Origin of the sequence: Dulcicalothrix desertica PCC 7102 (assembly GCF_003991905.1) — a bacterium.
GTDB classification, from domain to species: domain Bacteria; phylum Cyanobacteriota; class Cyanobacteriia; order Cyanobacteriales; family Nostocaceae; genus Dulcicalothrix; species Dulcicalothrix desertica.
This window is the reverse complement of record NZ_RSCL01000037.1, coordinates 21905-47647: the sequence shown is the minus strand read 5'-3', so window position 1 is coordinate 47647 and position 25743 is coordinate 21905. Positions and strand designations below refer to the sequence as shown.

General features: G+C 39.4%; 21 protein-coding genes and 1 other RNA gene. 11 read left to right on the top strand and 11 right to left on the bottom strand.

Annotated elements, in window-relative coordinates; all coding sequences use genetic code 11:
- The first annotated feature begins 157 nt into the window (after positions 1-157).
- From dnaK to DSM106972_RS44840, 5 genes are all read left to right on the top strand, one after another.
- Positions 158-2116: a molecular chaperone DnaK gene (dnaK, locus tag DSM106972_RS44860; protein ID WP_127086779.1), complete on the top strand. Its 1959-nt coding sequence runs from the start codon at positions 158-160 to the stop codon at positions 2114-2116.
- Positions 2117-2541: 425 nt separating this feature from the next.
- Positions 2542-3684, top strand: a complete 1143-nt coding sequence (gene dnaJ, locus DSM106972_RS44855) for a molecular chaperone DnaJ (RefSeq protein ID WP_127086778.1) — start codon at positions 2542-2544, stop codon at positions 3682-3684.
- 7 nt (positions 3685-3691) lie between these two features.
- Complete coding sequence (locus DSM106972_RS44850) at positions 3692-3958, top strand: sulfurtransferase TusA family protein (RefSeq protein ID WP_127086777.1); 267 nt, start codon at positions 3692-3694, stop codon at positions 3956-3958.
- A gap of 1 nt (position 3959) precedes the next feature.
- Complete coding sequence (gene rsgA / locus DSM106972_RS44845) at positions 3960-5015, top strand: small ribosomal subunit biogenesis GTPase RsgA (RefSeq protein WP_127086776.1); 1056 nt, start codon at positions 3960-3962, stop codon at positions 5013-5015.
- A gap of 310 nt (positions 5016-5325) precedes the next feature.
- Positions 5326-6234 carry an alpha/beta fold hydrolase gene (locus DSM106972_RS44840; RefSeq protein ID WP_186538900.1) on the top strand — a complete coding sequence of 303 codons (909 nt, stop codon included), beginning with the start codon at positions 5326-5328 and terminating at the stop codon, positions 6232-6234.
- Positions 6235-6384: 150 nt separating this feature from the next.
- Here the strand turns inward: DSM106972_RS44840 and DSM106972_RS44835 are convergent, their stop codons facing one another.
- The 9 genes from DSM106972_RS44835 to DSM106972_RS44795 form a co-directional block, all read right to left on the bottom strand.
- A complete protein-coding gene (locus DSM106972_RS44835) occupies positions 6385-6936 on the bottom strand; it encodes a hypothetical protein (RefSeq protein ID WP_127086775.1) in 552 nt (183 codons plus the stop codon).
- Between the two features lie 116 nt (positions 6937-7052).
- Positions 7053-7355, bottom strand: a complete 303-nt coding sequence (locus tag DSM106972_RS44830) for a hypothetical protein (RefSeq protein ID WP_127086774.1) — start codon at positions 7353-7355, stop codon at positions 7053-7055.
- An 82-nt stretch (positions 7356-7437) separates the two neighbouring features.
- Positions 7438-7668: a hypothetical protein gene (locus DSM106972_RS44825; RefSeq protein ID WP_127086773.1), complete on the bottom strand. Its 231-nt coding sequence runs from the start codon at positions 7666-7668 to the stop codon at positions 7438-7440.
- Positions 7669-7995: 327 nt separating this feature from the next.
- Complete coding sequence (locus DSM106972_RS44820) at positions 7996-8727, bottom strand: peptidylprolyl isomerase (RefSeq protein WP_127086772.1); 732 nt, start codon at positions 8725-8727, stop codon at positions 7996-7998.
- A complete protein-coding gene (locus DSM106972_RS44815; protein WP_127086771.1) occupies positions 8727-10250 on the bottom strand; it encodes a beta-barrel domain-containing protein in 1524 nt (507 codons plus the stop codon). Before DSM106972_RS44815 ends, DSM106972_RS44820 begins: the two co-directional genes overlap by 1 nt.
- 7 nt (positions 10251-10257) lie before the next feature.
- On the bottom strand, positions 10258-12996 hold the full coding sequence (locus tag DSM106972_RS44810) for a peptidase domain-containing ABC transporter (protein ID WP_233787744.1): 2739 nt from the start codon (positions 12994-12996) through the stop codon (positions 10258-10260).
- A 760-nt stretch (positions 12997-13756) separates the two neighbouring features.
- Complete coding sequence (locus DSM106972_RS44805; protein WP_127086770.1) at positions 13757-14608, bottom strand: hypothetical protein; 852 nt, start codon at positions 14606-14608, stop codon at positions 13757-13759.
- 338 nt (positions 14609-14946) lie between these two features.
- Entirely contained in the window at positions 14947-16359 is a 1413-nt protein-coding gene (locus DSM106972_RS44800) for an LCP family protein (RefSeq protein ID WP_127086769.1), read from the bottom strand.
- A 339-nt stretch (positions 16360-16698) separates the two neighbouring features.
- Positions 16699-17103 (bottom strand): hypothetical protein, encoded by a 405-nt coding sequence (locus DSM106972_RS44795; protein WP_127086768.1) that lies wholly within the window; start codon positions 17101-17103, stop codon positions 16699-16701.
- Between the two features lie 123 nt (positions 17104-17226).
- On the opposite strand from DSM106972_RS44795, the gene DSM106972_RS44790 reads away from it, so the two are divergent.
- Positions 17227-18423 (top strand): AI-2E family transporter, encoded by a 1197-nt coding sequence (locus tag DSM106972_RS44790; protein WP_127086767.1) that lies wholly within the window; start codon positions 17227-17229, stop codon positions 18421-18423.
- On the opposite strand, the gene DSM106972_RS44785 is transcribed toward DSM106972_RS44790, so the two are convergent.
- Together DSM106972_RS44785 and DSM106972_RS44780 are read right to left on the bottom strand one after the other, a co-directional pair.
- Positions 18392-19708 carry a serpin family protein gene (locus DSM106972_RS44785; RefSeq protein ID WP_127086766.1) on the bottom strand — a complete coding sequence of 439 codons (1317 nt, stop codon included), beginning with the start codon at positions 19706-19708 and terminating at the stop codon, positions 18392-18394. The genes DSM106972_RS44790 and DSM106972_RS44785 overlap by 32 nt on opposite strands.
- A gap of 175 nt (positions 19709-19883) precedes the next feature.
- Positions 19884-20237: a slr1957 family protein gene (locus DSM106972_RS44780; protein ID WP_186538902.1), complete on the bottom strand. Its 354-nt coding sequence runs from the start codon at positions 20235-20237 to the stop codon at positions 19884-19886.
- Between the two features lie 461 nt (positions 20238-20698).
- Between DSM106972_RS44780 and DSM106972_RS44775 the strand changes: the two genes are divergently transcribed.
- The 5 genes from DSM106972_RS44775 to DSM106972_RS44755 all read left to right on the top strand — a co-directional run bounded on the left by DSM106972_RS44775 (position 20699) and on the right by DSM106972_RS44755 (position 25667).
- Complete coding sequence (locus tag DSM106972_RS44775; RefSeq protein ID WP_127086765.1) at positions 20699-21208, top strand: pentapeptide repeat-containing protein; 510 nt, start codon at positions 20699-20701, stop codon at positions 21206-21208.
- Positions 21205-22467: a 5-(carboxyamino)imidazole ribonucleotide synthase gene (locus DSM106972_RS44770; protein ID WP_127086764.1), complete on the top strand. Its 1263-nt coding sequence runs from the start codon at positions 21205-21207 to the stop codon at positions 22465-22467. Before DSM106972_RS44775 ends, DSM106972_RS44770 begins: the two co-directional genes overlap by 4 nt.
- A gap of 68 nt (positions 22468-22535) precedes the next feature.
- Positions 22536-22718, top strand: a non-coding RNA gene (ssrS, locus tag DSM106972_RS44765) — 6S RNA.
- 271 nt (positions 22719-22989) lie between these two features.
- Positions 22990-24264, top strand: coding sequence for a M16 family metallopeptidase (locus DSM106972_RS44760; RefSeq protein ID WP_127086763.1), 1275 nt, complete (start codon positions 22990-22992; stop codon positions 24262-24264).
- A 125-nt stretch (positions 24265-24389) separates the two neighbouring features.
- Positions 24390-25667: a M16 family metallopeptidase gene (locus DSM106972_RS44755; protein WP_127086762.1), complete on the top strand. Its 1278-nt coding sequence runs from the start codon at positions 24390-24392 to the stop codon at positions 25665-25667.
- Positions 25668-25743: the final 76 nt, after the last annotated feature.

The window sequence follows — 25743 nt, the reverse complement described above, 5'->3', positions numbered from 1 at the left end:
CTTCAAGTACACGACCGTTCGGTACATAATTATCACTAATACTTCTTTTGCTAGCGCAACTTTTTCCCACTAGTAATAATTACGTAAGTATGCTCTCAACCCAATGTAAATATTCCGTGTTATGTCAACGAACTAACAAGTACAGAATATTATACTTATGGGAAAAGTTATTGGGATTGACTTGGGCACTACTAACAGTTGCGTAGCAGTCTTAGAGGGTGGTCAACCAATTGTTATTGCTAATACCGAGGGTGGAAGAACAACTCCAAGTATCGTCGGTTTTGGTAAGGGTGGTGAACGCTTGGTTGGTCAATTGGCAAAACGTCAAGCTGTCACAAATGCAGAAAATACTATTTATAGTATCAAACGATTTATTGGGCGCCGTTGGGAAGATACAGAGACCGAGCGGTCGAGGGTGCCTTATCAGTGTATAAAAGGTCGTGATGATACGGTTGACGTCCAAATTCGCGGCAAGAACTATACACCCCAAGAAATCTCCGCGATGGTTTTGCAAAAGCTCAAGCAAGACGCAGAGAACTTTTTAGGTGAAACCGTTACACAAGCAGTTATTACAGTACCCGCATATTTTACCGATGCCCAACGTCAAGCTACAAAAGACGCAGGCACAATTGCTGGTCTTGAAGTTTTACGTATTATCAATGAACCTACCGCAGCAGCTTTGGCATTCGGGTTAGATAAACAAGATACTGAACAGCTAATTCTTGTATTTGACCTTGGTGGTGGAACATTTGATGTCTCTATTCTTCAACTCGGAGATTCCGTGTTTGAAGTTAAAGCGACTTGTGGTAATAACCATTTAGGTGGCGATGACTTTGATAACGTGATTGTTGAATGGATGATTGAAGTTTTTCGTTCAGAGTCAGGAATTGATTTAGCTCAAGACAAAATGGCGCTGCAACGCTTGCGTGAGGCTGCAGAAAAAGCCAAAATCGAATTATCGAGCATGGGCAACACAAGTATTAATTTGCCATTTATCACTGCCGATGCCAGTGGTCCCAAGCATTTAGAAACCGAACTAAGTCGCGCCAAATTTGAAGAGTTAGCAAGTAATTTAATTGCAGCAACGCTTGAACCAATGACGCAAGCACTCAAAGATGCCGACCTTAAGCCTCAAAATATCGATAAAATTATTTTGGTCGGTGGCTCGACTCGTATTCCTGCCGTGCAAAATGCTTTAATGAAGTTTTTCGGTGGCAAAGCTCCTGACCGCTCTATTAACCCTGATGAAGCTGTTGCTCTTGGCGCCGCAATTCAAGCTGGGGTATTAGGTGGTGAAGTTGAGAACTTATTGCTACTCGATGTCACTCCGTTATCTATAGGTATTGAAACTTTAGGCGAAGTTTTCACCAAAATTATCGAGCGCAACACCACAATTCCCACCAGTAAATCTCAAGTTTTCTCTACCGCTATTGATGGGCAAATTTCAGTCGAAATTCATGTCCTCCAAGGTGAACGGGCAATGGCACGCGATAATAAAAGCCTTGGTAAATTCTTACTAACTGGTATTCCACCTGCACCGCGCGGAGTTCCACAAATTGAGGTATCGTTTGAAATTGATGTCAACGGTATCATGCAAGTTGCTGCCCAAGACAAAGGTACTGGTAGAGAGCAAAGCATACGTATTACTAATACAGGTGGTTTAAGCGCGCTGGAAATCGAAAAAATGCGCCAAGAAGCCGAAGTTTTTGCAGAAGAAGATAAGAAGCGTATTGAAATGGTTGCTTTGAAAAACCAAGCTGATAACTTGTTGGGTAGTTATGAATCTACTTTGAGAAATAACGCTCATCTAATTAGCGACTCCATGAAACAGTCAGCTGATGAAAAACTATCTCAATTACAAGCAATAAGTAACGATAGTAGTGTTTCTATTCACGAGTTCCAACAACGTTTGGAGGAATTCCAACAAGCTTTATTTGCTATCGGCGCCGAGGTTTATAATCGAGCTGGCAACAGTCAACCAGGTGAAATTGTCGAAATAACCAATACCTCAAGTATTGAAAGCAATAATGGTGTAAACGAAAACATGACACCGCAATTCAACTTTGATTTTGAAGAAGAAGCGGCTGCCTTGGCTGATTACGAAGCGATTGACTAGGTTAACAAAAATTCAGATATATTATTATGTAGAGACGTTACATGTAACGTCTCTACTGCTTTTGAATGACATAACATATTCAAATTCTATCGTACAAGATACGGTTTTCCGCACCTACTGTTGTAGGCAGTTGTCGTATAAGGCGGTGGAAACCACACCTGCACTTCCTTGATGATTTTAAGTATACTCATACATGACGTTTGATAACGTTTCACGAACCAAAAAGTTACATACCTTTTTAACCGGTGGACACTTTTGGAGTCCAAAACGACTAAATATATTTATTTTTGGTGATTTTTGTAGAAGGTAAAAGGTAAAATTTACTATTAACAAAACTTAACTCTTGCCTTCGGCGCCTCTATCAAAGAGAAATTGAAAGAGGCTTACGCGCAAATGTCTAACTTCTAACTCTCACCTTTTACAATATGGCTCGCGACTATTATGAAATTTTAGGTGTCTCTCGTGAGGCAGACAAAGACGAAATTAAAAGTGCTTACCGTCGATTGGCTCGTAAGTACCACCCAGACGTGAATAAAGAAGCGGGGGCAGAAGAACGTTTTAAAGAAATTAACCGTGCTTATGAAGTGCTTTCTGAGCCAGAAGTACGCGCACGCTACGACCGTTTTGGTCACGATGGTGTGAATGCGGGAGCTGGGGTTGGGTTTCAAGATATGGGCGACATGGGTGGTTTCGCCGATATTTTTGAAAGTATTTTCAGCGGTTTCGCAGGTGGTATGGGCGGTCCAACGCAGCAACGGCGCCGTAGTGGTCCGGTTCGCGGTGATGACCTACAACTCGACCTAAAGTTAGACTTTCGCGAAGCTGTATTTGGTGGCGAAAAACAAATTCGTATTGCTCATTTAGAAACTTGTGAAGTTTGTACCGGAAGTGGCGCCAAACCCGGAACTCGACCGCGTACATGTTCAACTTGTAGCGGAACCGGACAAGTACGTCGCGTCACACGTACACCTTTTGGTAGTTTCACCCAAGTTTCAACTTGTCCCACCTGTAATGGAACGGGAATGGTTATCGAAGAAAAATGTGATAACTGTGGTGGCAAAGGCGCAAATCAGGTAGCGAAACAACTCAAAATCACAATTCCAGCAGGGGTTTACGATGGACTACGTTTGCGGATACCTGGTGAAGGAGATGCAGGTCAACGCGGTGGCCCAGCAGGTGACTTGTATGTTCAACTAACAGTTAACGAAGATAGCGAATTCCAACGCGAAGACTTAAATATACGCTCTACAATTTCAATTAGTTATTTGCAAGCAATTTTAGGATGTAGACTACAGGTAGATACCGTAGATGGGCCAGAGGAATTAACGATTCCTGCGGGCACACAGCCTTACGCTGAGTTTAAGTTAGAAAATCATGGCGTGCCAAGATTAGGCAATCCTGTTAACCGGGGTGACCAGTTGGTAACGGTAATGATTGATATTCCAAATCCATCTAAATTAAGCGCTGAAGAGCGAAAATTGCTTGAAGAACTCGCTAAAATTAGAGGAGAACGCACCGGAAAGGGCGGTATCGAAGGGTTTTTAGGCAACTTTTTCCATCAGAGATAAACTAGGAATGAGCGTATCTTCTACATACACACCCGATGCTCAACTTGATTTGCGTGGTACCCCTTGTCCGATTAATTTTGTTCGGACAAAGTTAAGCTTAGAAAAAATGGCACCAGGTAATTTGCTAGAAGTTTGGTTAGACCCAGGTGAACCAATCGAGCAAGTACCTGATAGCTTAACTATGGCAGGTTTTCAAGTCGAGCAAATAACCGATTGTTCTGGTTACTTTTCATTGTTAGTACGCCGTCCAAACGCGGTGAGCGGTCGCGGTTAATATGGAAGCGAAGGCACAACTAACAGGTACGGTCGTTGCTGTACAGGCTAATTTTTATCAGGTGCAACTCGATGGAGACAGAGGAGAACTTGACACTTCAACCCTCCTCTGTACTCGTCGAACTCGATTAAAAAAAATCGGGCTGTCTGTCATGGTTGGAGACCGTGTTGTAGTTGAAGAACCTGACTGGACTGGTAATAGGGGTGCTATTGCGGATGTTTTACCACGTTCGAGTCAATTAGACCGTCCCGCAATCGCTAATGTTAATCAAATATTACTCGTATTTGCCGCCGCTGACCCACCGTTAGAACCATATCAACTTAGCCGTTTTTTAGTCAAAGCTGAATCTACTGGCTTAGATGTTGTTTTGTGTCTCAATAAATCTGACTTAGTATCACATGCAGAACAAGAGGATATTAAGGAACGATTAAGTTTATGGGGTTATCAACCTACTTTTATTAGTGTATATAACAGTCTCAACACCGATATTTTATTAAATAGACTTCAAAATAAAACTACCGTGTTAGCAGGCGCCTCTGGTGTAGGTAAATCGAGCTTAATAAATAAATTAATTCCAAATATTAACTTGCGTGTTGGTGAAGTTTCAGGAAAACTTGGTAAAGGGCGCCATACTACCCGTCACGTTGAACTATTTGAACTGCCAAACGGTGGTTTGCTCGCTGACACCCCAGGTTTTAACCAACCCGACTTAAATTGTAGTCCATCTGAACTAGCATACTATTTTCCAGAAGCAAGACTGAAGCTAGCTACTGGAAACTGTCGATTTGGTGACTGCCTGCATCGTGATGAACCATTATGTGTAGTTCGCGGAGATTGGGAACGGTACGAACATTACTTAGTCTTTTTAGAAGAATCTGTATCAAGACAAGCTCATCTCAATTCATCAACCGACCCCGAATCGACCTTAAAGCTAAAAAGCAAAGGTAAAGGTGAAAGTCACTACGAACCGAAACTCGAAACCAAAAAATATCGTCAAAAATCTCGACGAACACAATTACAGGAATTGCAGCAGTTCTATCAAGAAAGCGAAGAGTAAAAACCCCAGAAACCGGGTTTCTACCCATAATCATGATTTTTATTACAATATATCAACAGAAACCCGGTTTCTTAAATTTCTTAATATACGTTTAAATACTTATAAAAAAATGTAACAAAATATTATTTATACTCGTATTATTACTCTGCAACAAAAAAATAAAAACAGTTAAAGTTTTTATTGGGAAGGCAAACTATCCGTTTGTGGATTTCGTATAGCAATACAGCAACTAACTGTATATATAGTAGCTGTAAATATCGTGAATGTAAATTTTAGCGCATTGAAACACACATAAATTAAGTAATAACCCATGACCATATCTGCCTCTACTCCTAAACTGTCTTCATCGCAAATATGGACTTGGCGGGGTTATCCAATCTCTTACCAAGTGCAAGGAACTACAGGTCCAGCAGTAATTTTAATACATGGTTTCGGCGCCTCGTTATGGCATTGGCGGAAAAATATATCGGTACTAGCAGATAAGTGTCGCGTTTTTGCGATTGATTTGATTGGCTTTGGAGGTTCAGCAAAACCAAACCCAATAAAAGAAATTGAATATACATTTGAAACTTGGGGACAACAGATAGCTGACTTTAGTCGCGAAGTAGTTGGGGAACCCGTGTTTTTGGTAGGTAACTCCATTGGTTGTATTGTTGCCATGCAAGCAGCAGTAGATAATCCAGATATTGCTCGTGGAGTTGCGATGCTTAACTGTTCATTGCGTTTATTACACGACCGCAAACGCGCTGCTTTACCGTGGTATCGACGTTTTGGCACCCCATTATTGCAAAAAGTATTATCTAACGAAACTGTAGGTAACTTTTTCTTTAACCAACTTGCCAAGCCCAAAACAGTTCGTAAAATCTTATTACAAGCTTACGCGAATCCAGATGCAGTCACCGACGAACTAGTAGATATTTTAATGTCACCAGCAGCAGACCCAGGAGCTGTGGCTGTATTTTTAGCATTTACATCATATTCCAGCGGACCCTTGCCCGAAGACTTATTACCTAAATTACCCTGTCCTGCAATTATTTTATGGGGCGCCGCAGACCCTTGGGAACCTATAGAATTAGGACGCCAATTTGCCGACTACCCCAAAGTACTCAAATTTATCCCCATCGAAGGTGTCGGTCATTGCCCCCAAGACGAGGCGCCACAAATCATCAACCCCATCTTACAAGACTGGATTTCCGAACAAACACAACACTCCCTATAAATTATGAGACAAATTATGGAATAAACATCTTGTGGAACGGGCATCCTTGCCCGTTTCAATCATAAAACCTTAAAATTGATAACCAATGGTTATCAAATTTTAATTCCAGAGATTTTGACAACCAATGGTTGTCAAATGCCCCCTTTATATTCATATAGCCACTTTATTTGACCAAATCGTCATTAAAATTTCATCATCAAAGTCTTCCCAATGAGCCGATAATGCATTTGTTTCCTGGCACAATTTCTCCAAATAAGAGCAAATAAGAGATGTTCGCATTATCATATTAGCCAAAACATCGATATCTGGGAATATTCGCAGTTTGGCAAATTTTTCTTCTAGCGAAATATAAATAGTTCCGTATCCTAGCAACACATTACCTTCACAGGAATAAGTTTTAACTTCTTGGACAGATTTTCCGTAAGTTTGGGATAGAGCATTAATCAATTCTTGACTCTCAGGAAAATAAAATAAAACTCTAAACTTTAACTCCCCTTGAAGTAGCTTTTCTTGAATTGTAATAATCTTTTCTTTTTTTAGAGATAGATTATTATTCGACCAATGAGGAATTTCTTGGGCTACTGTATCTACATTTAGTCCACCGATTAATTCTGTGAAATATGATAGTGAATGTAAAGTGTAAATAGGATTAAACTTTTCTTTTGCGTAACATATTTCTAAAAATATTTTTGCATCACTCATAGTACTACTCCTTTCATTTAATTTTTTATTTCTCTTTGAAATTTTATTTTTGAAACACATAAAAATAATCCCGGTATGCATAGAAGCTACCGGGATTTTGATTTTTCATCAGTCAATTAATAAGTGCTAGCTTGTGCGGAGGATGAAGCGTAGTGAGTGCCATCAGAAGCGGCGCCAGAAGCGGCACCAGCAGCAGCACCACCAACAGAACCGTAAACATTCGCTGTTATGATGTATCCTCCGTAAGTATCTCTATACACTCCCCAGTTGCCATAATAGCCTGCACTATTATCTGCACTGAAACTGGTTGATACTGAGCCTACAGGTTGGTAATAAGCTCCGGCGCCACCTTGAACTTCACCACTATTAGAAAGCTCAGTTTCACAAAAACTAAGGTCAGCAATTTTTAATTTATTCATAATGCCCCTTTTGAAGTAGGTAAGCTGAAAGCTATAAAAAAAGCTTTCAGCATTTCCTTAAAGAAAGTGATTATTAAAGTGCCTATGATGATGCTGAACTAGAGTTAGAGTTAGAGCTAGCACTGTTGTTTGGACTGTAGTAATAGTAGTATCTATCATTAGTGTAAGCACTGGTATAGGTGCTAGTATTAGTGCCTGCAAAGTTTGGACCATTAGCGTATGCACTCGAATATGCATTTGCAATTGCTAATCCACCAATAATACTGTTTTCTTCAGTAGCAACTTCTAAATGTGAAATATCAGAGATAATCATAAGATTCTCCCAGGAATACAAAATTTTTGTTGATTTAATGTCACTAATATTTCAGTTATTTATTTCTTTTTTAGTGACACCTTAAACATAACATTAAAATTAGTAGATTGAATCACATTTATTTAAACTTTACATTCAATTTATGAAAAAAGCAATACATTAACTAATGTAAATTCATCTTTTTTTAAACACAGAAAAACTCTTCACTAATCTGTATTTTAGAATTTTTAATTATGTCAAAATATAATCAAAAAAACTAATTTTTTGATAATGAAGTGGTAGTTAATAAGATATTTCGTTTGAGTAGAGACGTTACATGTAACGTCTCTACTGCATTTTTATTTCTAGGTGTTCAAATTGTTGATTTAACCATGCTGAAAATAAATCTTGCTGAATTTTGGCGCGTAGTTGCTCATCTAATTTCGGATGAATTATTTCTTCAACCCAAATTAGATGGACTCCTTTTGAAGTCACTATCGGTTTGAGAATCTGGGGCGCCACCAAAGCAAATATTGCAGAAGCTAGTTCAGGACGAAAGTCTATGCGGCGCCTAATTCCCTGATATCCCCAAGTTCTCCTCAACTCTGGGTTATGAATGAATTGACGCGCTAATTCGCTCCAAGTTATTTCTCCTTCTTGCAATGCGTAATACATCTCAAACGCCAAATCTTCATCATCTAAAACAACTTCATATGTAACTGCTGCCACATAATCTAGTTGGTGAGCGAAAAAGTAACTTTCTATTTGTTTAGCAAATAAATGATTGGCAAGTTTTGCTGATAGTACGTTTGCATAAACTAATTCTTCAAATTCCTCGACTGTTAAATTATGTTTTGCTAACCATGCTAAGGTGTCAGTCGCTTTTACAAGTTTATTGGCGACTCGCATGTTATCTCCTGCCTGTTGAAGTTCTGGCTCATCAACTTTAATACCCGCTTTCTCGGCAGTGTCTGTAATTATTTTTTGAATTGCTACTGCCCGCAGAACATCTGGTATTTGGCAAGAGAATTTTATATGACGAATAATATCTTCGTTTTTTACTGTTAAAACTTGTGACATTAAAGCTCTAAACCTCCTTTTTGTAACTTTCTAAATGGGTCTAACATAAAATCAATTACTCGTCGTTGACGGATAATTACTTCTGCTGTCGCTGTTTGACCAGGTGTTAAGGTAATACGTTTGTTTCCTGATTCGAGATAAGGTTGTTGCAAGGCAATGTCTAATTCAAAGGTTTCTATATTGCCTTGGGGTGTTTGATTTACTTTTGAATCTGGTGATATCCATTTGATTTGTCCCGGCGCCACTCCGTAGTCTTGGTAGGGGTAAGCGTCAAATTTGACTTTGACTTTTCTGCCCACTTTCAAAAAGCCGCTCTGTTGACTGGGTATTTGAGCTTTAAGTATCAAAGTCGTATTTTTTGGTGCTATTTGAGCAATCATTTGCCCTGGTTGCACTACCATTCCTGGCTTTTCAATGGGCAATGCAAAAATTACTCCATCGATAGGCGCCCTGACTATTTTTTGCTGTAGCTGAAGTTTCAAGGATGTTATCTCAGCCCTAGTTTGAGCAATTTGAGATTGTAGGGCGCCGATTTGTGTTTGTAAGTCTTTGAGGTTTTCTTGACTTTTTAGTAAAGCCAGTCTACCCGCTTGAATGACACTCTTATAACTGCTTTGCTGCTCAAGGTAACGAAGCTTTGCTTGCCCTATATCTGAAAGCGTCTGATTGATAATCACTTGATAACGACTTTGCTCTTGTTTTAATCGCAAATGCGCTTGCTTTACATCAGATTGCGCTTTCGATGTTAGTACTTGGCTTTCTTGAGCTTGTTTTTCTAGCTCTACTATTTTGGTTTGCGGTACTACACCTTGTTGCGCTAACTCTTTATAGCGCTGGACTTCAGCAATATCTTTGCTCAATCGAATGTCGGCTAAAGAAAGCGCGGTTTGGGTAGATTCTATATTCTGTTGCGCTTGCTCTATTGGCGCCAGTTTCTCCAATTTTTGTAAGTTGTGGGTACTCTGCTTGGTGTCAAGGTCTTTGTACGCTTGATTAACTTGAGCAAGTTTCTCAAGTTCTTGAGATTTGTTTTGTTGTTCAGTTACGTCAATTGCTGACTGTAACTGAGTTGCGAGCAATTCTAACTGCCTGCGCTGGTTTACTATTCCTTCTAACTTTGTCTGAACTTGTTGTATTTGGGCTTGTAAAACATCAGACTCTAATTCAACTAGTACTTGATTAGCTTTTATTACATCTCCTTTCTTGACTTTGACTGCTTTTACACTTCCCGATGCTTGAGAATCTAATCTTTGAGTTGCTCCTTCTGGTTCAATACGTCCTCTTGCACTTCCTGTCTCATCGACTTTAGATAACATTGCCCACGGCAAAACAAATGTTACACATATTAGAAGTACGTATAGTAGCGAGCGCGTCCAAGGTTGGGGCAAAGCATCTAAAAGTTCCTCAGTGCCGCAAGACCAGCCATTGTTATTATCAATATCAGTAGTTTCTACTGTGATTTCTACTGCGTCGATTTCTGGTTCGACACGCGCATTAGATGAATAGTTAGATGGATATGGCATGGCGAAACTATCCTGCTTGAGCAAATTGTTGTTGGTTGAGGTAGTAATAATGACCTTTCTTGGCGATTAATTCTTCATGAGTACCCGTCTCTACTAGTACACCTTTATCTAAAACGAGAATTAGGTCGGCATTGCGTACTGTTGAAAGGCGATGGGCAATTATTAAAGTTGTTCTTCCTTGGATGATTTTGCTGAGGTTGTTTTGAATAATCCTTTCAGATTCGGTGTCTAGATGACTGGTTGCTTCATCTAGTAGTAGTAAGCGAGGTTTACCAAGTATTGCGCGCGCAATTGCTAGTCGTTGTCGTTGTCCACCCGATAACATTCCACCTCCTTCACCGATTTGTGTTTCATAACCCATCGGTAATTGAGAAATGAATTCGTCGGCGCCACAAAAACGTGCAGTTTCAATCATTTCTTCGTGTGTCGCATCAGGATAAGCAATACATAAATTTTCCCGAATTGTGCCACCGAAAAGAAATGTATCTTGGTCTACTACACCAACTTGTTCTCTTAGAGATTTAAGAGCAATAGTTGTAATATCATGCCCATCGATAAATAATTTTCCTTCTGTAGGAGGATACAAACCTAAAATTAATTTGGAAAGCGTTGTTTTTCCAGAACCACTGCGACCGACAACTGCTACTGTTTGTTCTGGTCGTATTTCAAAACTAATATTTTCTAGTACATTAATATCGCTTTGTTCATGGTATCGAAAGGTAACATTTTCAAAGCGGATGCTGCCACGAAGTCTACGTAATGGCTGACGAGGAAATAATTGTAAGTCTTCTTCTGGCTGGGCATCTAAAACATCATTTATTCTCTCTGTAGAAATAATAATTTCCTGAAACTGGTTCCATAACACACTCAACCTCTGAAAAGGACTAATGACGTTACCCAATAACATATTGAAAGCTACTAATTGCCCAATCGTCAGTTCGCTATGAATCACTTGTAAGGCGCCGAACCAGAGTAGTCCTGTAGTTATTAACGTTTGAATCGAAGCACTAATAATAGATAAACGATTACCAATTACCTGTGCAGCAAAGCTTTTTTTGACTAACTTATGTAACAATTCCTCCCAATGCCAGCGCACTGTCTGCTCAATTGCCATTGAACGAACTGAGCGTAGACCTGTGAGAGACTGAATTAAATAACTATTCTCTTCGGTTGAGGCATTAAAAATTTCTCTAGAAACACGACGCAAAATACTTGTGCTAGCGAACGCCAGAATAAAAAATGGTGGCACAATCAACAGCACTAACAACGCCATACTAAAGCTATACCAGAACATCAACCCCAAATAGATAACCACGGTGAGTAAATCAAGAATGATTGATAATGCTTCACCAGTTAAAAAGCGTTGAATTTTCTGGTTTTCTTGAACACGAGAAATGATGTCACCAACGTAACGCGACTCAAAATACTCTAAGGGTAAGCGGAAGGTATGCTTAATAAACCCTACGAGTAAAGAGACTCCCACGCGGTTGGCAGTATGGTCTAGTAGATACTGCCGCACTCCATTTAAAGCAATGCGGAATAAACCGAAAATAACTAGACCTAAACCAATCGCATTCAAAGTTAAAGTACTGCCTTGTACAATCGCTCGGTCTAGTAGTAGCTGTGTAAATAGTGGTGTTATTAATCCAAATACTTGAATCAACACAGAAGCAATAAATACTTCAAACAGTACTAGAGAGTGAGGTTTAACTAGCTCAAAGAATTTCCAGAATGAATTCTTTAGTTCAGCATTATCTAGATTCGACGTAGGTTGTAACAATAGAGCATAACCTGTCCAACCAGCTTGAAACTCAGTAATGCTTAGAGTGCGTTGCCCAATTGCGGGGTCAGCGATAATTACCTGCTTCGAGTTAATTTCATAAACAACCACGTAATGCTTACCTTCCCAGTGAGCAATTGCGGGTAGAGGTTGTTGAGCTAACTTATCCAAACTAGCTTTAACTGGTCTGGTGGCAAAGCCAGCCGTTTCTGCCGAATATGCTAAATTCTTCAGCGAAGTTCCGCTACGGTTCGTTAAAGCTTGTTCGCGTAAACGATTTACCGATAAATACTTACCCCAGTAGCGACCTATCATCGCAATACAAGCGGCGCCACAGTCAGAAGCGCTTTGTTGTGCATAAAACGGATAGCGTTTAAAGTGGCGCCGTAACGAATGCCCAATTTTTAAACTCGGACTCGGAAAATAAGCTTGTTTTGGTTTACTAGTTCTAACTGATGCTCGTGTAAAAGGTAAAACGTTGCTGTGATTAGTACGCTTTGATAATGTTTGACAATTACTAGTATGACCAAGTGGTTGTGGCTGTTGATGGTTTTGGCGCCGCAATCTTTTATCCCAACTCAAAGCGCGCGCTTTGAGATGAGCGTATATATTAGGATATTTCTCCATCAACGGAAGCAACACATCACTTCCGACATAACAAACTTCTAAGTCTGTTGAAGCTTTAGCAACATAAACACCAAATCCTTCTTTAGGAAATAGAGTCATTTCACCAAACGAAGTCCCGGCGCCTTGAGTAGCAATTAAATTATCAGAATCCAGCAATCTAACTTTTCCTGCCAGAACTATATAAATTCCTGGCTTTGACTCTGCTGCCTGCCAAAACCGCTTTAGGGGTGGCGGTTTAAGTATTTCTACTCCCCGCAAGCAGTCATTAAGGTCATTTTGTGAGAATGATTCTCCTAGGGTAGCCGTTAGTAGCTCACCAAGATGTTGGTTAGAAAACACGTCACACCAACCTTTTGTATATTCAAAAGAAATGAATTATATATTTTTCTCTCTTTCAAAAAAATCCATGAGACTTTAATCGCAAATTAATCTGACCGAAGACAAGCATGGCATCAACCTTTAAAGAAATGATGCTCTTATATGCTTTCTGACCTATCTAGGGAATTTGCTTACCTCATTCTCTGGGTAGATGACAAAGCCTTTAATCTTTAAGTTTTTATTAATTTGTAATTTTCTGACCTTGCCATTAAGCAAATGAATGCTATGGCTTAATATTATCTTTGAGGAGAAAAAGATAAATAACTTTGCTCTAGCACTTATGAACTTATTTAATTTAACTGAACTTATTTATGTTAGCGCTTAATACGCTGTCCTATACCTAATTTTAAATGTTGCTTTATTTTTTTAATGTATTTCTTAAAGAAAATTAATTTTCGAGTATAAAAATCAGTAAAATTATAGGTTTTATATAAGAAGTATCACTGTAAGTAGTGGAAAATAGGGGCAAATAGAAGCTTGGCGGGGTTTATCGACTATGAACCTGCCAAATTGCCTTAAAAACAGCGTTCTCTAGTGGTCTGTGTCATTAATTTTGGTGTGTTGATTAGCAACGGATCAGAGCGGATGTAACGGATAAGTTATTGGTTACAAACGCTCATCTAATTATTAAAAATCAACCATCCGTTACATCCGTTTATCATCCGTTGCCGATTTTACAACCTTCCAAAACTTTTGACATAAACCACTAGCTTCTTTCTTTTTATTTAATAGTAATTTTGTTCTGAAGTAATTTACGCTCTCGTTTTACAATTAGGAGAATACTTATTGCGCCAAAAACAAGAGCCAACTGACTTGTGGGTTCTGGAACTGCAACACGCACACGATTATTTTTTAGCTCAAACAAACTCAGATTGGCGCCTGCTGCAAGTTTTCTAGAGTACTTACCTTTAACACTAGCAATAGCGTATTTATTTATACCGTTAAAGTCTGTATCAAAAGAAGTGTCAGTAGGAATAAAAGAGAAATTATCGGTTTTATTCTGGGTGAGAAAACTCAAATTATTAGAAGTCGCCGTATTTCCTTGTATTGATAGTGAGTCTAAAAGTACGCCGTTATCTTGGTCATATAATTGAAGTGAGATTTCACCATCGGCACTGGCATATTCAGTTGTAGGGTCATCAGCTAGAGCCAGAAGAACAAGAAACCCCGTAAAGTCAAACGAAAAAATACCTTCTGGTGCAACTTGAAAGTTATAACCTGTAACACTAGCAACACTTTCAGCGCTACCAAAATAGTCTTTCCCTTCACCCATAGCTATACTTGATGAAAGATTATTAGCGAATGATAAAGGTAAATTAGGAATGCTAGTAAAATTAGCATTTGCTTCTGCATCAGCATTAGCTTTACCTTGAGAACTAAAATTAATAGCCTGGATATTTGTATCTGCGAAAGTCTCTACATCCTTTGGACTAACACTAAAATTATCAAACCTAAAACCAGCTTCTGAAAATGCAAAAGTTGCAGCTATACTGGCTTTTGGCGTTATAAAACAACTAGTAATAGCTGTAAATGTCAATAGTAAAAAGTACTTTGAGTTCAAAAGTTTTTGCATAAAATTCTTTGATATATTGTCAAATTACAGACAAAAAGCAACCAAAACTTACCACCGTACAAGTAAGGTAGTTGCCTAGAGCAAATTATATTGTTCAATGATTATGCGAAATTGATATTATACGATGCAGCTATTAAAATTCTACGTGCGTAGAATTACTCTGACATTTACGTATAATATTTTCCTGCAAATATAACTATGTATAATATAAGTAAACTTACTGATAAAGCAAGTATTCTTCTTAAATTGCTAAAAAAAAGCAAAGAATACAACGGATGTAACGGATGAATTATCTAAAACGCCTATCCGTTACATCCGTTTATCATCCGTTGCCAGGACTATCCACCTTGATTTTCTGTCGAATTGAGTTGCTGTAACCAGTCTTTACCAACTTGGATACTAACATCCGAGCCTAGAGTACCTGTACTTTCAACACGAACTTCACCGAAACCTAGAGTACTACGTACCGACTCAGCTTCATTACCATCACCTTGCTGTGCCAGAATATGAGTGACTTGTAACGGTTCACCCCAGCTTTTTGCGATAAATACGTTACGATAACCTGCCTTTTCTAAAATCCGAATTAAAGGTTGGAGGTTAGTTTTCTCATCCCCAGTACTATCTTGAATTGCAATACGCAACCTCCTGGGTTCGGTGTCTTTTGTCGCTGCTACAGATTGCAAATCAAAGTGCTGTGCCATTGTTTTCGCAATCCGGTCACTGTTTGGTATCCAGTAACTCGCGTCAAATTCGTTTTTCTCGCTAAACCGACCTGGCACCATTAACTGTAGTATATTTGAACGGTTTGTACGGGCGCCATATCCTACCAACGCTAATAATTCTTCAACGGTCAAGTTAGTATCAATGTGTTCTTTGACGACGTTGAGTACATCTGGTAAACGTCCCAAAGTTGCTGGGTTAAGAGTTTGGTCCATAAGCGCACGCATTACCATTTGCTGACGCTGAATTCGACCAATGTCGCCATTTTCATCGTGACGGTAACGTAGTAACTGTAACGCTTTATTACCATCTAAATGCTGCTGACCTTTTTTAAGGTTAATGTAAAGATGCTGTGAATCATCTTGATATTTCATGTCCTTGGGCACAAAAACATTGACACCACCCAAGGCATCAATTAACTTGCCAACACCTAGTACATTAATACGAACATAACGGTCAACTCCCACACCACCCAGCAAGTTGCTGACTGTTTTGGCAGTTAAAGCAGGTCCACCAAAGGTATTAGCTGCATTAATTTTTTTTGTTCCGTGTCCCTCAATATCAATTCGGGTATCACGGGGTATAGAGAGCATTTTTAAAGTTTTATTTTCTGGGTCAAAGCGAATTAATAACATTACATCCGCTAAACCGTCAAAGGAATTAACTTGGGGAAGGTAACGAAGATTTTGACTTTCGGTAGGAGGATTTTTAACATCGGGAGGAAGCACGCTCATTCCCATCACAAGAATGTTGACAGGACGTGTCAATTCAGAAAAGCGTAACCCACCTCCGGCAATGCGGTCCCCATCGAATACTGCTGCTTCTTGTGGACTTAAGTTCGCTTGCATCAGAGGGGTGCTGCTTAAGGATACCGCTAGTAATGCTCCAGCAGTCGCCGATACCATTGCTATTCCGCTCATCCCCACCCAGAACCATAACCAACGTCCTGATTTGTCCGGAATTTTTTTACTGCTTACATTCTTAGTATCACTTGAAAAGTTCTCTTCCGCAGAAGTTCTTTGAATCGTCACTGACTTCCTCACACTTAATCTATATAAATTAACCGGGTAGAGACGTTACATGTAATGTCTCTACTTTTTATACGTAGATGCTTTGAAATTAAATTGCTAACTCTTAGAATTATTAAGGCTAAGTACCGTATATCGGTGTTAACCAAAACACTTATAACTGTATTTTCCTTATTTTTCTGTTCCTCCTAAAGCAAATCCGGAGATGCTTGGCTTGTTTTATTGAAGTATGGCAATATTTAAGCCGATTTGACTAGACCTATGAGCAGCATGTTGGTTACAAGAGCGCAAAGTTCCGTGTAAATACTTATCAATATTGCCTGAAAATGCCTAATTTTAATTTTAACGAGTATATTTACCTAAAAGACGTTCCGAAAGCTTATTAAATCCCGGTACGCGCACACGATTACCTTTAAGAGCGCGTACAACTAACCAAGCGCTAACTAAAAAGTACCCTGATGTCAAAAAACTATTCAATATAAGTAGACGCAATGCCAACGTATTTGACGCTTGCTCTGCTCCTGTCGCGAGTAACAGGTATCCCAGTATCCAAGTAAGCATCAAAGTAATAGACAACTTACTTGCTATAAGTTGTTCCCGTGTCCCCTGACGACTATACAGTGTCCACAGTGAGGGAAAAAAGCCCACAACCGGAATTATGTATAACACCAATTGTAAGGTAGATGCATCGCTACGGGCGCCTGCATGTGTACTTGATAAATTAAAAATCGATTTACGTTTTTTCATAATCTAAGCGAGAAATTCTTTAATACGCACGCAAGACAGATGTGTGTAAGTCTTTTTGTCAGAGATAATAGACTAATGACTTATGAACATATTTATTTAGTTGTATCAGGCATGTAGCAGCAGATGCAGACACGCAAGCTCCTAAACTGGTGGCAAACACTAACGCCAATTGCGCGATTTGTAGCAATCGCGCTCTTTGCCCCGTTGCTCGTCCTCAATGGATGGGCAATTTCGGCAATTTTTGAGTATTTCCATTCGCTGATTGTTATTTTAGTCGGAGCATCAGTGTTAGCGTTTCTGCTTAACTATCCTGTAAGTTGGATGGAACGCCAAGGCGCCAAACGGGAACCAGTAGCTATCTTAGTATTTTTACTGGCTTTGTCAATTCTACTGGCATTAGGCGTTACGCTAATTCCACTAGCTCTAACTCAAGCTCAACAATTAGTCGCGCGCATTCCAGAGTTAATAGACTCGGGACGTTCACAATTAATGATGTTGAACGAAAAAGCCGAAATTCTAGGTTTGCCTGTAAACCTAGATGCATTAGTAGTACAAATTAATGACCGTGTAAAAGGACAATTACAAGCTATTGCAGGGCAAGTTCTAAACCTAGCAGTTATTACAGTGACTTCCTTGCTAGACTTCTTGCTCACAATGGTGTTGACATTTTATCTATTGCAGCATGGTGATGAACTTTGGCAAAGCTTGGTCGATTGGCTTCCTGCTAAATTCCGCGAACCGTTTTCACAAACGTTACGCTCCAGCTTTGAAAATTTCTTCATTACTCAGTTAATTATCTCTACCTGTATGGCCAGTGCCTTAATTCCTACCTTTTTATGGCTAAAGGTACCCTTTGGGTTATTATTTGGCTTGACAATTGGTTTAATGGCACTTGTACCCTATGGTGGTTCTGTTGGTATTGCCTTAACAACTTCTCTTGTTGCGCTGCAAGATTTTGGTATGGGGGGAAGAGTATTAATTGCAGCAGTAATCGTTCAACAAATTTTGGAAAACTTGATTGCACCCCGTATTCTGGGCAGTTTTACTGGCTTAAACCCTGTTTGGCTATTAATTTCTGTTTTGACCGGAGCTAGAATCGGAGGTTTATTAGGAGTTATTTTAGCTGTACCTAGTGCGGTAGTAGTTAAAACCGCTTTAAGTGCGTTGCGACGTGCAAGTGGTAGTAATGAAAGTCCCATTATTTTGTCGGAAGTAGCTGCACCCAATACAGCAAGCGAAATGTCGGTGTCCACATCTAGTCAAATTAGTCAATCTAATTCAACGACTTCTACGACTGTGGCGCCACAATTGAACCCATGAACAAAATGCTGCCCGTTTGATTATCGCGAACGAATGTGAAAAATGGACGGTCAACAACCATCGAAAATGGAGGGTTCATAGGGGCAGAAAGCGCGACAATGCCTACTGAAGTCGCTGCTGCTGCCTCTGTTCCTTCTTCAGATACTTCAACAAAAGTTTTATGCTTAACAGTACTAATAGCAAGATTTTTACCAATTCCCGAAAAATTGGCTTTATCGCTAAATGCTTCTCCCATACCCAACGCTGTTAAAGCATCGTTGAGTGTTACCTCGTAATCCATTTTAAAACGAGGCAATCGAATTTCACCAGAGCGCGACTGGAACTGTGGCATCCATTTTTCCCAGTTAAGAGAATTTAAACTTTGGTAAAACTCTTTCAAATCACCCGAATTCTCTTTCGGCAAAAATACATAAAAGCTGATTTTACCGTCTCTACCATAAGGTAAGCTTATTGCTTGAAACTTATTATTCTCTAAATACTTATACTTCCCTCGTTGCGTCATCATCGGAGTTTGAACAATTTGACCGGACGCTTTTGTGAAAGGTTGTTCTTTGGTTTGGCTTTTATCAAATGGTTCAGTCCAGGCGCCTTTAAAGTAAATGGCATTAATTAAGAACATTACTTGGTCTGGACTGATTTGCTCAACAATTTTATCAATTTTACCGCGCGTCGAATCTTTGACCCAGTTATTAATCGTATTCGCGGCGCCGCTGTCAGTAAAATCTAGGTTTGTAACGCGCGAAGCATAAAAATCGCGGTTTCGTTGCATGAAACTTGGATTTAACGACGCATTACTATTAGTCCATAGCGAATTAGCAATAGTTAGCTGTACTTTTGGATCAGGATTTTCTAGAAGCGTTTTTAATGCTGCATTCGATGAATTTATTTGCTGCAAGCTCAACCCAGAATATTCTAAGGCCTTTGCCATTGCTTGCTGAGTTGTTCCTTCAGCACCGTTATAAGTCATTGCCAAAGCAAAAGCTACACTCGAAGGCGAAACAAAAACGTTGGCGCCTTTATCCTTTTTGAGAACTTCTGAAAACAACTTAAAACCAAACTTAGTATTACTATTAACAAGCTTGGTATCGGGAATTACTACTTTTGACATCGGAGATTCTGTGTTAGGGCGCGCGGCAACTGCACTCGACTCACTTGTTAAAGGTGAGCATCCAATCATTCCCATTAGTACTACACCTGCTGCCGCTAATGCGTAACGTCTTCCCAAACGCACGCCGTATCGTCTTTGTAAAAACTTATTGCAACGTTGGCTCGATTTTTCCTGCATCCGCTTCACCCTTGTGTCCACGTCTTCATGTTTGACTATGACATCAAAACCATGCGTACACTAGACGGTTACACTTTTAGCAACAGTTGTTTTAATCTTCCTGACAACGGTTGTAACGGATGTAACGGATGAATTGTTAAATCAACCATCCGTTACATCCGTTCATAATCTGTTGCTAAATATCTTCTAATTCTAAATGTGCCGCAGTAACTGCATCGAACGCGAAAGCTACAATCATTGGCATTGGACATTTGAGTAAATAAGTAGAAATTACTGCTACACATGTACCAATTATCGCGGATACTGACCAGAATTTTTCGCTCTGGGTCATTCCATTTTTTGACTTAATATTTCTTAAAACTTTTCCAGGAATTGGTTCAGGCATTACTGCTCCTGGAGGAAACGCCCAATAGTTATTTTTACGTTCACAGAACAAATCAGTCCAACCATTTTCTTGGCACCAATCTTCGAGCCATTCATCATGGAAATGCTGTATTTTGACGCTGGGGCGGGAAGTTAGACTTAACATGTTGTTTAGATTTGTGCTAGAGAGTGATTATATTAGTTTGAGTTATTCGGTTTAAGTTATTCGCTTTGAGTTATTCGTTAACTTATATTACGCAGAATATTGTTTTTCGTTACTTTTCAACCATACCAGCTTCAAAGAGGTCAGGCGCCAAAATGAAAATAAACTTTACTTTTGAATTGTTATGTAAATATTTCGTAATAATTACAAAAGTACACGTTCATCCGAAAAATATAAACTTGTTAAGCAAATCTTAAAAGGGTGGTAATTTGTTATTGAATAGTTCGGTGTTCCGCAGAGCATTAATACTAATAATAAAAATAGAATAAAAGGAATTAAAAAATTATTTATTATTAAATTAAATGATTGAGTGTCAATATGCATATGGGTTCGCAAAAGTGAGGTAGTGACACAATTCGCGGTAAGCTAAAAATAGCGGAAATCAACTCTGGGTATTACTTAATATGTGGCGCCTCATAAACGCTTACAAAACAGCGGTGGTTATTTTGGTCGTGATTGTAGCTTGTGTAGTATTTGTGCCGAGCAGCGCTATTGCCGATTGGACACACCCGATGTCATTTAGCAACGCGGAATTGTCGAGAAAAGATTTTTCTGGGCAAGAATTACAAGCATGTGAGTTTTCTAACGCCAATATGGAGTTAGCAAATTTTAGTAATGCTGATTTACGTGGGGCAGTAATGAGTGCTTCGGTGATGACTTCCGCCAATTTGCAGGCAGCGAATCTATCAAATGCACTAGTAGATCAGGTAGACTTAACAGGGGCAGACTTAAGTGATGCAATATTCTTTGAAGCGCTGCTGCTTCGTACCACGTTCAAAAACGTGAATATAAATGGTGCTGATTTTACTGATGCAATATTGGATGGGGCACAGGTTAAAGAACTGTGTGGCATCGCTCGTGGAGTAAATAAACAGACAGGTATTAAAACTCGTGATTCGCTAGGGTGCAGATGAAACGTATAGGTGTAATTGGTGGTGGGCAGCTCGCTTGGATGATGGGAGGGGCAGCAAGCAAGCTTGGTTTAGAACTAGTTGTACAAACTCCGAGTGCAAAAGACCCAGCTGTTGCACTCAGAAACGGCAATGGTTTTCATAAAAGTAAACCAGAGCAGTATTTAATCGATGAACCGCAGCAAAAACTGTTTGCAATTACCGAGACTCCTGTAAAAGAGCCTGTTAATTTTGTACAAGCACGCATTGATGATGCAGTTGCTACAGTACAACTGGCTAAAAACAGTGATGTCATTACTTTTGAAAACGAATTTGTTGATTTAGAGGCACTTTCAACTTTAGCCGAACGTGGCGTTTGTTTTCGTCCGAAGCTAGAAGCGCTTGCTCCTCTTTTGGATAAGTATCATCAACGGTGCTATTTACGCGATATTGGTTTACCAGTACCATCATTTACCGCCTTCGATGTCACTAATACTACCAACGGCGCCGTTTTTAATTTTAATTTTCCTGTGGTTTTGAAAGCTCGTCGTCATGGCTACGACGGTCAAGGTACATACATTATTAAAAATGGCAACGAATTTAAATCAGTAATTAACCAACTTGAGAATGGACGGTTCAAAGCTAGTAACACTGAGTTTCTACTTGAAGAGTTTGTGCCCTTTAAATATGAACTTGCTGTTATCGCGGCTCGCTCAATCGATGGCGAAGTTGTCATCTATCCAGTGGTAGAAACTCAACAGGAGCAACAAGTTTGTCGGCGTGCAATTGTACCAGCCGATATTTCTGCTGAAGTTACCGCCAAAATTAATGATGTCGCTAAAACTCTCCTCAACAGTCTTGATGCGGTTGGAGTTTTTGGCATCGAACTATTCCTGACGGTAGATGACAATGTATTAATCAATGAAGTGGCGCCACGTACCCATAATTCGGGACATTTCTCAATCGATGCATGTCAAACTTCACAATTTGAGCAGCATTTACGGGCAGTATGTGGACTCCCACTAGGCAGTACAGCCTTAATTAGTCCCGGCGCCGTTATGGTAAACTTACTCGGTTACGAAAATTCGTTGTCTGATTACTTTGAAAAGCGCGAGATTTTGTCGCGTATAGAAAATGCCCACCTTCATTGGTACGGAAAAACCGAATCTCGTCCGGGCCGCAAACTCGGACACGTGACTATATTATTAGACAACCCCAGTCGAGATGGCGCCATGTTAGCTGCGCGTACTGTCGAAGCAATTTGGTATCCAAATCAAAACTGAAACACAAAGAAATAAAGAAAAATCTTGTAATGATGCACAACTGTATTTTTGGAGGCTATAATGGGGTTGTTGTACTGCAACGTTGGTGACTGCCATCAAGTTTTTTGATCTATGTCTTTAAGAATTAGGGAACCAATTATTGTTCGTGGCAGTAGACCGAGCTTGTACTCGGAAACTTTAAACGAAACACAAGGCTCCCACCTGGTTATACCAGGTCATAAACTTAGGTAAAACGGCGTCGCGGTATGACAAAATAATCAGCTCCTGAAGTCTTTTCGACGCAGGAGCTTTCACTTTTTTAAGAAACCGACTTCCTTTAAGAGATTAAGTTTTTTAGCGAAATATAAAATTATAAACCCGGTTTCTAGGATTGTTATTATACCACAAATAATACGTTTTGCTTTTTCAAATAAATTTGTATAAATTGAATCTAAATGGTGCCACATTCAGAGCTACAATCAGTAGAATTGTAAGAAATTGTGATTACAATTACAAAAAATATTACAACCATCAATAAATACAGTGTTTCCAGCCTCAATATTCAAACTGGACAGCGGCTTAACTTTGATACATCAAGAAATACCCACGACACCCGTAGTTGTGGCAGATGTTTGGGTTAGTGCAGGTAGTATATCAGAACCAACTTCCGGGTTCGGAATGGCACATTTTCTAGAGCATATGATATTCAAAGGTACAGCAAAATTACCTGCTGGAGTATTTGACTATAATATAGAAAACCAAGGTGGTGTCAGTAATGCAGCGACAAGTTACGACTACGCACATTATTCTATTACCTCCACGAACTCATATTTACACTCCTCTTTTCCACAATTAGCAGAAATGCTGTTAAATGCGGCAATTCCCGACGACGAACTAGAGCGAGAACGTGATGTTGTATTAGAAGAGATTCGCTCTTATAATGATGACCCCGATTGGGTAGGATATCAGCATTTAGTCCAGAGTATTTACCAACAACACCCCTACGGACGTTCGATTTTAGGTAACGAAACCGATATTGAGCAGCATTCTAGCTCTGATATACGCTCGTTTCACCGCACTTATTATCGACCAGAAAATATGACCGTGGTCATCGTCGGTGGAATTCCTGTTGCACCTGCTTTAGAATTAGTTAAAAACACTTTTAAATCAGACAGTTTTCAGCCTCTATCTGATAATAATTTTAATTTAACTTCAAGAGAAACAATAGTTGAACCATTTATAGCAGGAATTAGGCGCCAAGAAATCAACTTACCACGTTTAGAAAATGCACGTCTAATGATGGCATGGATTGGGCCAGGAGTATATGACCTAACAACAGCATGTGGATTAGACTTATTATCAGTCTTATTAGCATCTGGTCGAACATCACGGTTAGTAAGGGATTTACGTGAAGAACAGCAATTAGTTCGTTATATATGCTGCAATTTTTCGCTGCAAAAAGAATCAAGTTTATTTACAATTAGTGCAGTTTTAGAGCCAGAATGTTTAGAACGAGTCGAAACCGCAATTAAAATGCATTTGCAAGATATCATTACAAATGGTATTAGTGAACAAGAATTGAGACGCGCTCAAAGATTACTCTGTAACGACTTTGCCTTTTCAACCGAAACACCAAATCAACTAGCAGGACTTTACGGTTATTACAACACAATTACTGATGTCGAGTTAGCAATAACTTATCCTGACCAAATTTTATCATTTGATACCCAAGAACTGCAAAAATTAGCACTCTTATATCTTTCGCCTACTCAATACGCGGTAACTACGCTTAAACCATCACAAGATTTTAGATTTTAGATTTTAGATTTTAGATTTTGGATTGTCATAAAAATAAGCGATTGAATTTATTTATGGGGATAATCTAAAATTAACAAATCATAGAATCAACAATTTAAAATCCAAAATCCAAAATCCAAAATCATATGACAATTTCGCCACAAAAATCTCATGTTCATCGTACAGTATTAAGTAATGGTATTGTAGTTTTAGTTACAGAAAATCCAGTAGCCGATATTATTGCTGCACGTGTGTTTATTCGTGCAGGAAGTTTTTGTGAGCAACCAGAAAAAGCGGGTTTATCGCATTTATTATCAGCAGTAATGACGAAAGGATGTGATGGACTTTCGAGCATGGAAATTGCTGAAGCAGTCGAGTCTGTAGGAGCATCTTTGAGTGCAGATAGTACAAGCGATTATTTTTTGGTATCGCTAAAAACAGTAACGGCAGATTTTGCCGAAATATTAGCGCTAGCGGGAAGAATATTACGATTTCCAACTTTTCCAGAACTTGAAGTTGAACTAGAACGAAGACTAGCGCTTCAAGATATTCGCTCACAAAAGGAGCAACCTTTTAGCATCGCATTCGAGCAGTTACGTCTAGCGATGTATCAAAATCATCCGTATGCAATGTCAGCATTAGGTGATGAAGCGACAATGAGCAGTTTAACTCGTGCTGATTTAGTTGAGTTTCACAAAACTTATTTTCGTCCAGATAATATAGTTATTAGTATTGCTGGACGTATTACTTTAGACAACGCAGTTGCACTAATTGAAGAAATTTTTGGTGACTGGAAGAACGATGCTCGTCAAATAATTCCAACACAATTACCCGAAGTCAAGCTTGCTCCACAACAAGTGCTTAAACACCAAAATACACAGCAATCTATTTTAATGCTGGGTTATTTGGCGCCATCAGTACATTCATCAGATTATGCAGCGCTAAAACTATTATCGTCATACTTAGGTAACGGACTATCGAGTCGATTATTTGTCGAATTAAGAGAAAAACGCGGTTTAGCTTACGAAGTATCAGCACTATACCCAACTCGGTTATTTACCGCAGCATTTGTAGTTTATATGGGAACGGCGCCAGAAAATACCAAAACAGCACTGACAGAACTGCAACGCGAAGTAAATTTACTTACAACCGAACCACTAGAAGAAACAGCACTTCAAGCTGCGAAAAATAAAATTTTGGGACAGTATGCACTTGGTAAACAAACAAACGCCCAACTTGCTCAAATATACGGTTGGTATGAAATATTGGGACTTGGCGTTGAGTTTGACAGCAACTTTCACAACTTAATTACAGCAGTCACATCCGAAAGCGCTATGGCAGCAGCGTGTAATTATTTACGGGAACCTTATGTATCACTAGTAGGTCAAAAAGAAGCGATTGACAATGCTTTTAATAAGTGCTGAGTGCTGAGTGCTGAGTACTGAGTGCTGAGTGCTGAGTACTGAGTACTGAGTGCTGAGTACTGAGTGCTGAGTTGGG

What these genes read in the sequence shown, in the direction of transcription:
- dnaK (WP_127086779.1), top strand. Translation starts at nt 158, where the DNA reads ATGGGAAAAGTTATTGGGATTGACTTGGGCACTACTAACAGTTGCGTA.
- dnaJ (WP_127086778.1), top strand. Translation starts at nt 2,542, where the DNA reads ATGGCTCGCGACTATTATGAAATTTTAGGTGTCTCTCGTGAGGCAGAC.
- DSM106972_RS44850 (WP_127086777.1), top strand. Translation starts at nt 3,692, where the DNA reads ATGAGCGTATCTTCTACATACACACCCGATGCTCAACTTGATTTGCGT.
- rsgA (WP_127086776.1), top strand. Translation starts at nt 3,960, where the DNA reads ATGGAAGCGAAGGCACAACTAACAGGTACGGTCGTTGCTGTACAGGCT.
- DSM106972_RS44840 (WP_186538900.1), top strand. Translation starts at nt 5,326, where the DNA reads ATGACCATATCTGCCTCTACTCCTAAACTGTCTTCATCGCAAATATGG.
- DSM106972_RS44835 (WP_127086775.1), bottom strand. Translation starts at nt 6,936, where the DNA reads ATGAGTGATGCAAAAATATTTTTAGAAATATGTTACGCAAAAGAAAAG.
- DSM106972_RS44830 (WP_127086774.1), bottom strand. Translation starts at nt 7,355, where the DNA reads ATGAATAAATTAAAAATTGCTGACCTTAGTTTTTGTGAAACTGAGCTT.
- DSM106972_RS44825 (WP_127086773.1), bottom strand. Translation starts at nt 7,668, where the DNA reads ATGATTATCTCTGATATTTCACATTTAGAAGTTGCTACTGAAGAAAAC.
- DSM106972_RS44820 (WP_127086772.1), bottom strand. Translation starts at nt 8,727, where the DNA reads ATGTCACAAGTTTTAACAGTAAAAAACGAAGATATTATTCGTCATATA.
- DSM106972_RS44815 (WP_127086771.1), bottom strand. Translation starts at nt 10,250, where the DNA reads ATGCCATATCCATCTAACTATTCATCTAATGCGCGTGTCGAACCAGAA.
- DSM106972_RS44805 (WP_127086770.1), bottom strand. Translation starts at nt 14,608, where the DNA reads ATGCAAAAACTTTTGAACTCAAAGTACTTTTTACTATTGACATTTACA.
- DSM106972_RS44795 (WP_127086768.1), bottom strand. Translation starts at nt 17,103, where the DNA reads ATGAAAAAACGTAAATCGATTTTTAATTTATCAAGTACACATGCAGGC.
- DSM106972_RS44790 (WP_127086767.1), top strand. Translation starts at nt 17,227, where the DNA reads ATGCAGACACGCAAGCTCCTAAACTGGTGGCAAACACTAACGCCAATT.
- DSM106972_RS44785 (WP_127086766.1), bottom strand. Translation starts at nt 19,708, where the DNA reads ATGCAGGAAAAATCGAGCCAACGTTGCAATAAGTTTTTACAAAGACGA.
- DSM106972_RS44780 (WP_186538902.1), bottom strand. Translation starts at nt 20,237, where the DNA reads ATGTTAAGTCTAACTTCCCGCCCCAGCGTCAAAATACAGCATTTCCAT.
- DSM106972_RS44775 (WP_127086765.1), top strand. Translation starts at nt 20,699, where the DNA reads ATGTGGCGCCTCATAAACGCTTACAAAACAGCGGTGGTTATTTTGGTC.
- DSM106972_RS44770 (WP_127086764.1), top strand. Translation starts at nt 21,205, where the DNA reads ATGAAACGTATAGGTGTAATTGGTGGTGGGCAGCTCGCTTGGATGATG.
- DSM106972_RS44755 (WP_127086762.1), top strand. Translation starts at nt 24,390, where the DNA reads ATGACAATTTCGCCACAAAAATCTCATGTTCATCGTACAGTATTAAGT.